The organism is Streptomyces acidicola, from assembly GCF_009377235.1.
GTDB lineage: Bacteria > Actinomycetota > Actinomycetes > Streptomycetales > Streptomycetaceae > Streptomyces > Streptomyces acidicola.
The window spans coordinates 1-7,214 of the sequence record NZ_VMNX01000349.1 but is presented as its reverse complement, the minus strand read 5'-3'; the positions used below and the strand labels follow the sequence as shown (position 1 = coordinate 7,214).

The window sequence follows — 7,214 nt, the reverse complement described above, 5'->3', positions numbered from 1 at the left end:
AGCAGGTGGTGGGTCACAGCGGTCGGGGGCGGTGGCATTGCCGCAGCCGTCATGGCAGGACGGAGTGGTGCGCTTCCGGGACTCCCGGCATTCCGCAGCGTATGCGTCGCATCACTGACGGTAGGTCCTCAATTTAGGACTCTGCAAGTCGCTGCCGTAGTCTTCCCCCTGAACGAGTCACGGCCACCCCGCAGTTGGGGGTGAGGAGGAAACCCATGCCACGCCGACGACAACCCACCGCACGCCAGGTACGCCTGGGCTCCGAGCTGCGGAAACTACGCGAAGCAGCTGGACTCAAAGCGCGCGAAGCCGCCGTGCTCCTAGGGGCCGACTCCGTTCAGATGAGCCAGATCGAGTCCGGCATCGCCGGCGTGAGCGAGGGACGCGTGCGACGCCTCGCTGCTCATTACTCCTGTACCGACACCGAGTTGGTCGCGGCACTGGTGGCGATGACGACCGATCGGACGCGCGGCTGGTGGGAGGAGTATCGCGGCTCGCTGCCCACGCTGTTCCTCGATCTTTCCGAACTGGAGCACCATGCCAAGTTCCGATGGGACGTGGACTTTCTGTATGTGCCCGGCCTGCTCCAGACAGAGGACTACGCCCGCGCCGTCTTCTCGTACAGGGTCCCCGAACTACCGGACGATGAGGTTGAGTTGCGCGTCCAACACCGGATGCAGCGCAAGGGGATCATCGAAGGCCCCACCTCTGTCCCTTACGAAGCGTTGATCCACGAAGCGGCACTACGCATCAGGGTTGCCGACCGTGCCGGCTCACGGGCTCAGCTCGGCCAGGTCCTGGAACTCTCGGAAGCGGACCACGTCACCGTGCGCGTCATCCCCTTCGACATGGACGGTTTCGCCGGTGCCGCGAGCGCCATGGTGTACGCGGGAGGTGCCGTACCCAAGCTGGACACGGTCGTACGTGATGCGCCACACGGCACGGGCTTCATCGACTCCGAAGCTCAGCTCGGAGCGTTTCGAACGCTCTTCCGTAAGGTGGAGGATGTGTCACTCGCACCCGAACGGTCGCGTGACTTCATCCACAGGCTGGCGAAGGAGCTGTGAGACGCACATGACCACTCCCTGCGACTGGCAGAAGTCATCTTTCTCGGGCCCTGGCGACGGCAATTCCTGCGTCGAACTCGCAGCCACGCCGAACACCGTCCACCTCCGCGAAAGCGACACCCCGTACACCGAGGTGACCACCGATCCCACGCCCCTCGCCCACTTCCTCCACGGCATTAAGACCGGCAGGTTCGCCCCACGCCTCTGACCCTCGGACTGACGGCACCGATGCCTGCCTGCGGGCGTACCTTCTCGCAGGAATGCAACACTTCAGCGCCGAGTGTCGCACTCTGGCGCCTCACCGGTCGGGCACCTGCGCTCCGCGCGCACCGCTCAAGTTCGAAGAGCTGGCAATTCGAAGAGTCGGCATACGGGAGACGGTGTACCACATGCTGCCGCCGAGGGACCTGAGGCAGCCCCAACGACGGACTGAGGCAAACCCCCGGCGACAAACTGGGGCCCGCCAGATGGTGTGCTCTGAAGGCGCGTTCCTACCGTGGCCCCATGACCATGGCCATGACCATCCCCCACGCCGTCCGCCGTACTACCACCGCGGTGGCAGCCGCAGCCGTCGCCTTCACGCTCCTGGCGGCCTTCGCCCCGGTCCGCGCACAAGCGGAGTCGTCCGCCCTCCAACGAGACACCGACGCGTTGCGCGACACAGGGGTGACTGGGGTGTCCGTGCGCATGGACACCCCACGCGGCACCCGAACCGCCCGCAGTGGATTGGCCGACCTCGCCACCCAGGCCCCCGTACCCCCGTCCGAGTACATCCGTATCGGCAGCACCACGAAGACGTACGTCGCGACCGTCCTCCTCCAACTCGTCGGCGAAGGGCGACTGTCCCTCGACGACACCGTGGACCGGTGGCTGCCGGGGGTGGTCCGAGGCAACGGCAACGACGGCCGCCGTATCACCGTGCGCCAGCTCCTCCAGCACACCAGCGGCCTGCCCGACTACATCGCGGACGTCCTCCCCGACATGAGCGCCGACGGATACCGTGAGCACCGCTGGACGAAGTACACCTCGCGGCAGCGCGTCGCGTTCGCCATGACGCACCCGCCGGTCTTCGAGCCGGGGACGCGCTGGGAGTACACCAACACCAACTACATCCTGGCCGGGATGGTGATCAAGGCGGTCACCGGCAGGTCCTGGGACCAGGAGGTGGGGTCACGCATCCTGCGCCCGCTGCGACTCACGCACACCTCCACCCCGGGCGACGACCCATACCTCCCCCGCCCCCACAGCCGTAACTACCAACAGTTCGACCAGTCCGGACCCGGCCCGACGACGGACACGACCCTTGCCTACCTCCCCTTCGACGGAGACGCCGACGGCTCGATCGTCAGCACGACCGCCGACACCAACCGCTTCTTCTCAGCCCTCCTGAGCGGCGAACTCCTCAGCCCTGCCCAACTCGCCGAGATGCAACGCACGGTCGCCGTACCCGACGCTCCCGGAGAGGTGCCGGGCGAGCGCTACGGGCTGGGCCTGGAGTGGACTCCACTGACCTGCGGCGGCGGCTACTGGGGCCACAGTGGCAGCGGATTCGGTTACCTGGCGTGGCCCGCGGCCACGCCAGACGGCCGGACCACGGTCGCGGTCGCCGTCCACAGCCGGCCCGCCGACGAGAACACGGCCGTACGCCAGATCCGAGGCATCACGGACCTGATCGACCACGCCCTGTGCGCGCGGTCAGGGAAGCCTCGGCCCTGACACACGGAGACGCCTTCCTACCGGGCCGGAGTCAGCTACGGCTCCGGCGTTGCCCGCGCCCCCTCGCCCACCTCCTCCGCGGCATAAAAGCGGGCAGACTCACCGCGTCCTCGGCGTAACGGACCACACAGCGAGCGGGAAACCGCGGTGGTCCGCCGAGTCCCGACGAAGTCCGCCCCCGCCAGGCGTTTCACGGGAGCGCGTGGGACTCAGCATCCACATGCCGGCCGAGGCCGGTGCGCGTACTGCTACCGAACGTCGACGAAGTCGGCGGCGCTCTTGGCGCTGCCGGTGGTGGAATTGCCGTAGTACACCCAGCGCCAGTAACCGTCCTTGCCGGCGGTGACCGTGGTCTTGAGACCGCCGGTGCTGCCGGAAGTGACCTTCTTGACGGTCGTGTAGGAGCTCGCGCCCTTCTCACGGAACTGGAGGCTGACTGTGCGGCCGCTGTAACCGGCGTACTTGTGGGTGTTCCAGTCGGCCCGGGTGATCTGCCCGGTAACGGTGATCTTCTGGCCCTTGGTGACCGGTTCCGGGGAGGCGTTCACCGTCAGCTTCGCATACCGCTTCACACTGGCGGTGACCGAGTTCTTGTCGGTGTCGTAGCTGCCGTTCGGCTTGATCCCGGTCCCGCCGGTCTTCCACGTCGTGGCGTCCGCGTTGACCAGGTCGTCCTTCGGGACGATGTCGACGGTCATCTCGCAGTTCTCGACGGTGCCGCTGCTGTTCGCCGTGCAGTACGGCCCCTGTCCGCCGGAACCGAGCGTCTTCTCACTGCCGTTGAGTACGCCCCGGTACAGGAACACATAGTGCCAGTCGAGCTTCACCGAGTGCCTGATCGTGTACGTGACGGGCACGCTCACCATCTTCGAGGTGCCGACGACGATCGGCTTGCCGCCGTTCACGACGATGTTCGAGAAGGAGATGTCGCTCTCCGCGGCGTACGCGGAGGGTGACGACAGGCCCACGGCCGACAGGGCCAAGAGGCCTGACAGCGCAATGGGCAGGGTGCGTCTGTGCAAGGAGGATCCTCGATTCTTACCTGCATACGGAATCGGCTCCGGGCGCAAGCACCAGGAGCCGTGACTGACAGGAAGTCAGCCAAACCTGATCAGTGGAGCTTGGCGAGCTGAGCATCGACAACAGCGGCGGGTACGGCAAAAGCCTTGTCACCCTTGCCCGTAGGCACGGCGCTGATGTAACCGACCGTGGCCCCCTTGCGCAGGACGACCACCTTCACTGGCGTCTTCAGCCCACCCGACTCGACGACCGCCCCCAACGCCATCGCCTGGTCCGCGCCCTGCGGAGCAATCTCCGGGACGACCTTCCCGACCTTGCGCTCCTCGCCGTTCACAGTCACGGCGAACCCGCCAGCACACTCGGAGACGGCCGTACTGAGATCGTCCATCGCACCCTGCGCCTGCTCCCCCGCGTACTCCGCGAGCACGACGGTCACGGCGGCCTTCTCACCCATCGCCTCCCGCACCACTGTGGAGGTCGGCTTCCCGACAACGGTCGTCGACAACGCGTACGCCACCGGGTCGCACACGTCGTCCGCCACCTTCACGTCCCGCTGTGCGGTCACCTCATCGTCAGCTGGCGAAGTCACGGCGTAGCCATCCACGTCCCGTGCTCCGAGCGTTGCCCCGCCCAACCCCTCAGCGTTCCTCACCGCGCTCGCGTGTGGCGGCGCCTTCAGGTTCAGCCCGTCGCCGCTGCCCCCACCACCGCTCGCCACATCACATGCGGACACCAACACGCACGACACGGCCACCGCGCTCACCCACACCCGACGCACGCTCGCCCCTCCCGTCAAACCGATCCCCACCCCTGAGGGGCTCCCCTACCCCGACAACGTCGCCGACAGCGCACTCATGCACGACCGTCCGCGTCTCACCCCAAGACCTTGATCGCGCCTTCGCGAACGCCCATGCCCTCACAGCCCCCCGAGAACGACGTCCATGCCGAGCGCTACGGAGACTACTCAGACGAGGGCTTCAAGCACCACCACCTCGGCCTCTGGCCTCATGTCACACCTGAGCCGAAGTCGTCCAGTTCAAATTGCGCAGGGCAAGCATCCATACAGGGGAACTTGCGGATTTGACCCATACCAATCCCGTCGGCGACAGTCACTCCAGGCTCTCAGCAAGCGCGATCCACTCACCTCAAGGGTTTTGCGTGTTTGCTTTTTGAGTTGATTTAAGTCGAATTAAGGCATTTTTCACAGGGCAGTGTTGCTGGCGCGGGACTCGAGGCTCGCCGGGTGCGAAGGCTGGGCGGCGAGCGATCTCGGCTGTCGTTCTATACGACAGACGCGTCGACGCTCACCGAGACAGGTGGGCGGGGTCCTGCGCAGTCTCGTCGGGTTGTCCGGGGTCCGGGTCGGTGACGGAAGCGGGGCGGTGTGCGCGGTTGGTGGCGATGAGCTCATTGAGGGACTCGAGGGTACGTGTGAGCCCGGAGATGTGCGTGATGAGCTTGTCGCGTTCTTCGAGCAGGCGGTCGAAAGCCCCGTCGGAGGTGGCGGTGCTGGGCGAGTGCAGGCAGGGAAGCAGGCTGACGATCGTCTGGCTGGACAGACCCGCCGCGTAGAGCCGCTGCAGGTACGCGATCTGGTCGACAGCTTCCTCTCCGTAGTGGCGATGACCACCGGGGCTGCGGCTGCTGTCGAGCAGGCCCTGCTCCTCGTAATAGCGCAGGGAGCGGGTGCTCACCCCGGTCCGCGCCGCCAGATCTCCGATCCGCATCCGGTCTCCGGTGTGTTCGTCGTCACAAACAGTTGAATTTCACATAGATGTGAAGTTCTAGCGTACCTCCATGACCTACTCGAACCTGTCTGCCATCAGCGTCGACATCCGACACGGCGTCGCGACCGTAATAATCGATCATCCGCCTCTGAACCTGCTCGACGGCGAGCTCATCAAGGAGCTGATGGCCTTCGCCTCCCAGGTCCGTACCGACGACACGGTACAGGTGATCGTGTTCGAGAGCGCCGACCCGCAGTTCTTCATCGCGCACGGTGACATGCGCTTCCTCACCGATCCAGCGCTGATGTCCGCCGGCGGTGACCTGCCCACCGGAACCAACGTGGTGCAGGCCGTGAACGAGGAGATCCGGTCACTGCCCCAGGTCACCATCGGCAAGATCGCGGGCTTCGCGCGTGGCGGCGGCAACGAGTTCGCCATGGCGCTGGACATGCGTTTCGCGGCGATCGGAACGTCTGGACAGGCGCAGCCGGAGACTCTGATGGGCATCTACCCAGGCGGAGGAGGCACGCAGTACATGACCTCCCTCATCGGCCGCGCCCGCACACTCGAACTGATCCTCGGCGGCGAGCTGGCCGACGCGGAGCTGGCCGAGCGCTACGGTCTCGTCAACCGCGCCCTTCCGGCGGACGAACTCGACACATTCGTCACCGTGCTCGCGCGCCGCATCGCTGCTCTGGGCCCGACCGTCATCGGCATCGTCAAGACGGCCGTCGACGCGGCCGACTACACCAAACGGGACCTGGCTACAGAGAGCAGTCTCGCCGCCCGGCTCTCCTTCCCCGAAGTTGCCGCGACCGCCCACAAGCTGCTTGCCGCCGGTGTGCAGACCCGCGAGGGCGAACTCCGCCTGGAAGAGATCCTCAACAAGGCCCAGCAAGAAGTGACGCCGCAACTTTCGGACAAGGCTGCCACTCGGGTATCACGCGAATCCGATTGATCCTTTTCGTCCGGCGAGTCCGAGCGCGGTCAGGGGGCGCTTGTAGTCGCGTGCGGTGTGGCGGAGGGCGGCCGCGATGTTGGTGCGGCCGTCCTGACGGTGGAGGCCAATGGCGAGGTTCCGCAGGCTGGCCATGGTGCGTGGCAAGTGCGCGGTGCGGACCTTGGAATCGTCCTCGCGAAAGGTCCGGTCCCGGACGTGGTGCAGGAGGTTCTCGATGCTCCAGTGACCGCGGATCCAGGCCGCGAGTTGTTCACCGGTGGCCTCGCCGGGCTTGAGGCTGGTCATCAGGTAGACACGCGCGATGGTGAGCTTGCCGGTGCCCGACTCGCGTCGCCAGCGCACGACTTGGAGGGCCTGGGCCGCCTCGGGGTAGTCGAGGTGGGTGAACGCGGCTGTCTTCAGCCTGCGGATCTCCATGCGGTGGTGGGCGCGGGTGCGCTGGTAGTGGTCCAGGGCGATATCCCGCCACGGGAGCTGGCGGACGCGGGCGTATAGCGCGGGATGGTTCTTCTTGACGATCGCGAGGTAGTGGGCACCACGTTCACGCAGGTAGGTGGCATGGTCATGCTAGGTATGCAGGGCGTCGGCGGTGACCACTAGGGCCTGTACGGAGTCGTGATCACCTGCTGGTACAACTCTCGTGTGGCGAGGCGTGAACTCAGCGACGACGAGTGGGCGTTGGTCGAGCCGTTGCTGCCGATCGGCGCCTGTGGCCCCTATCCG

The 7,214-nt window shown here is 66.1% G+C and carries 7 protein-coding genes and 1 pseudogene; 4 read left to right on the top strand and 4 right to left on the bottom strand.

Annotation, left to right across the window (positions count from 1 at the left end):
- Positions 1–215: 215 nt before the first annotated feature.
- The 3 genes from FPZ41_RS43210 (at position 216) to FPZ41_RS43200 (ending at position 2,783) form a co-directional block, all read left to right on the top strand.
- Complete coding sequence (locus FPZ41_RS43210; RefSeq protein WP_152869982.1) at positions 216–1,067, top strand: helix-turn-helix domain-containing protein; 852 nt, start codon at positions 216–218, stop codon at positions 1,065–1,067.
- A 7-nt stretch (positions 1,068–1,074) separates the two neighbouring features.
- Positions 1,075–1,275 carry a DUF397 domain-containing protein gene (locus FPZ41_RS43205; RefSeq protein ID WP_152869980.1) on the top strand — a complete coding sequence of 67 codons (201 nt, stop codon included), beginning with the start codon at positions 1,075–1,077 and terminating at the stop codon, positions 1,273–1,275.
- A 296-nt stretch (positions 1,276–1,571) separates the two neighbouring features.
- On the top strand, positions 1,572–2,783 hold the full coding sequence (locus FPZ41_RS43200) for a serine hydrolase domain-containing protein (protein ID WP_228023393.1): 1,212 nt from the start codon (positions 1,572–1,574) through the stop codon (positions 2,781–2,783).
- A 248-nt stretch (positions 2,784–3,031) separates the two neighbouring features.
- On the opposite strand, the gene FPZ41_RS43195 is transcribed toward FPZ41_RS43200, so the two are convergent.
- From FPZ41_RS43195 to FPZ41_RS43185, 3 genes are all read right to left on the bottom strand, one after another.
- Positions 3,032–3,805, bottom strand: coding sequence for a hypothetical protein (locus FPZ41_RS43195; protein ID WP_152869978.1), 774 nt, complete (start codon positions 3,803–3,805; stop codon positions 3,032–3,034).
- Positions 3,806–3,894: 89 nt separating this feature from the next.
- Positions 3,895–4,566 (bottom strand): hypothetical protein, encoded by a 672-nt coding sequence (locus FPZ41_RS43190; RefSeq protein WP_152869976.1) that lies wholly within the window; start codon positions 4,564–4,566, stop codon positions 3,895–3,897.
- Positions 4,567–5,107: 541 nt separating this feature from the next.
- Complete coding sequence (locus tag FPZ41_RS43185) at positions 5,108–5,530, bottom strand: MerR family transcriptional regulator (RefSeq protein ID WP_152869974.1); 423 nt, start codon at positions 5,528–5,530, stop codon at positions 5,108–5,110.
- 70 nt (positions 5,531–5,600) lie between these two features.
- On the opposite strand from FPZ41_RS43185, the gene FPZ41_RS43180 reads away from it, so the two are divergent.
- Complete coding sequence (locus tag FPZ41_RS43180) at positions 5,601–6,488, top strand: enoyl-CoA hydratase/isomerase family protein (RefSeq protein ID WP_152869972.1); 888 nt, start codon at positions 5,601–5,603, stop codon at positions 6,486–6,488.
- Here the strand turns inward: FPZ41_RS43180 and FPZ41_RS43175 are convergent.
- Positions 6,471–7,043 (bottom strand): annotated as a pseudogene (locus FPZ41_RS43175) (ISAs1 family transposase); the annotation flags it as partial. The gene FPZ41_RS43180 and the pseudogene FPZ41_RS43175 overlap by 18 nt on opposite strands.
- Positions 7,044–7,214: the final 171 nt, after the last annotated feature.

Bases quoted from the DNA above. Each gene is read 5' to 3' on its own strand.
- FPZ41_RS43205 (WP_152869980.1), top strand. From the start codon at position 1,075: ATGACCACTCCCTGCGACTGGCAGAAGTCATCTTTCTCGGGCCCTGGC.
- FPZ41_RS43210 (WP_152869982.1), top strand. From the start codon at position 216: ATGCCACGCCGACGACAACCCACCGCACGCCAGGTACGCCTGGGCTCC.
- FPZ41_RS43180 (WP_152869972.1), top strand. From the start codon at position 5,601: ATGACCTACTCGAACCTGTCTGCCATCAGCGTCGACATCCGACACGGC.
- FPZ41_RS43185 (WP_152869974.1), bottom strand. From the start codon at position 5,530: ATGCGGATCGGAGATCTGGCGGCGCGGACCGGGGTGAGCACCCGCTCC.
- FPZ41_RS43200 (WP_228023393.1), top strand. From the start codon at position 1,572: ATGACCATGGCCATGACCATCCCCCACGCCGTCCGCCGTACTACCACC.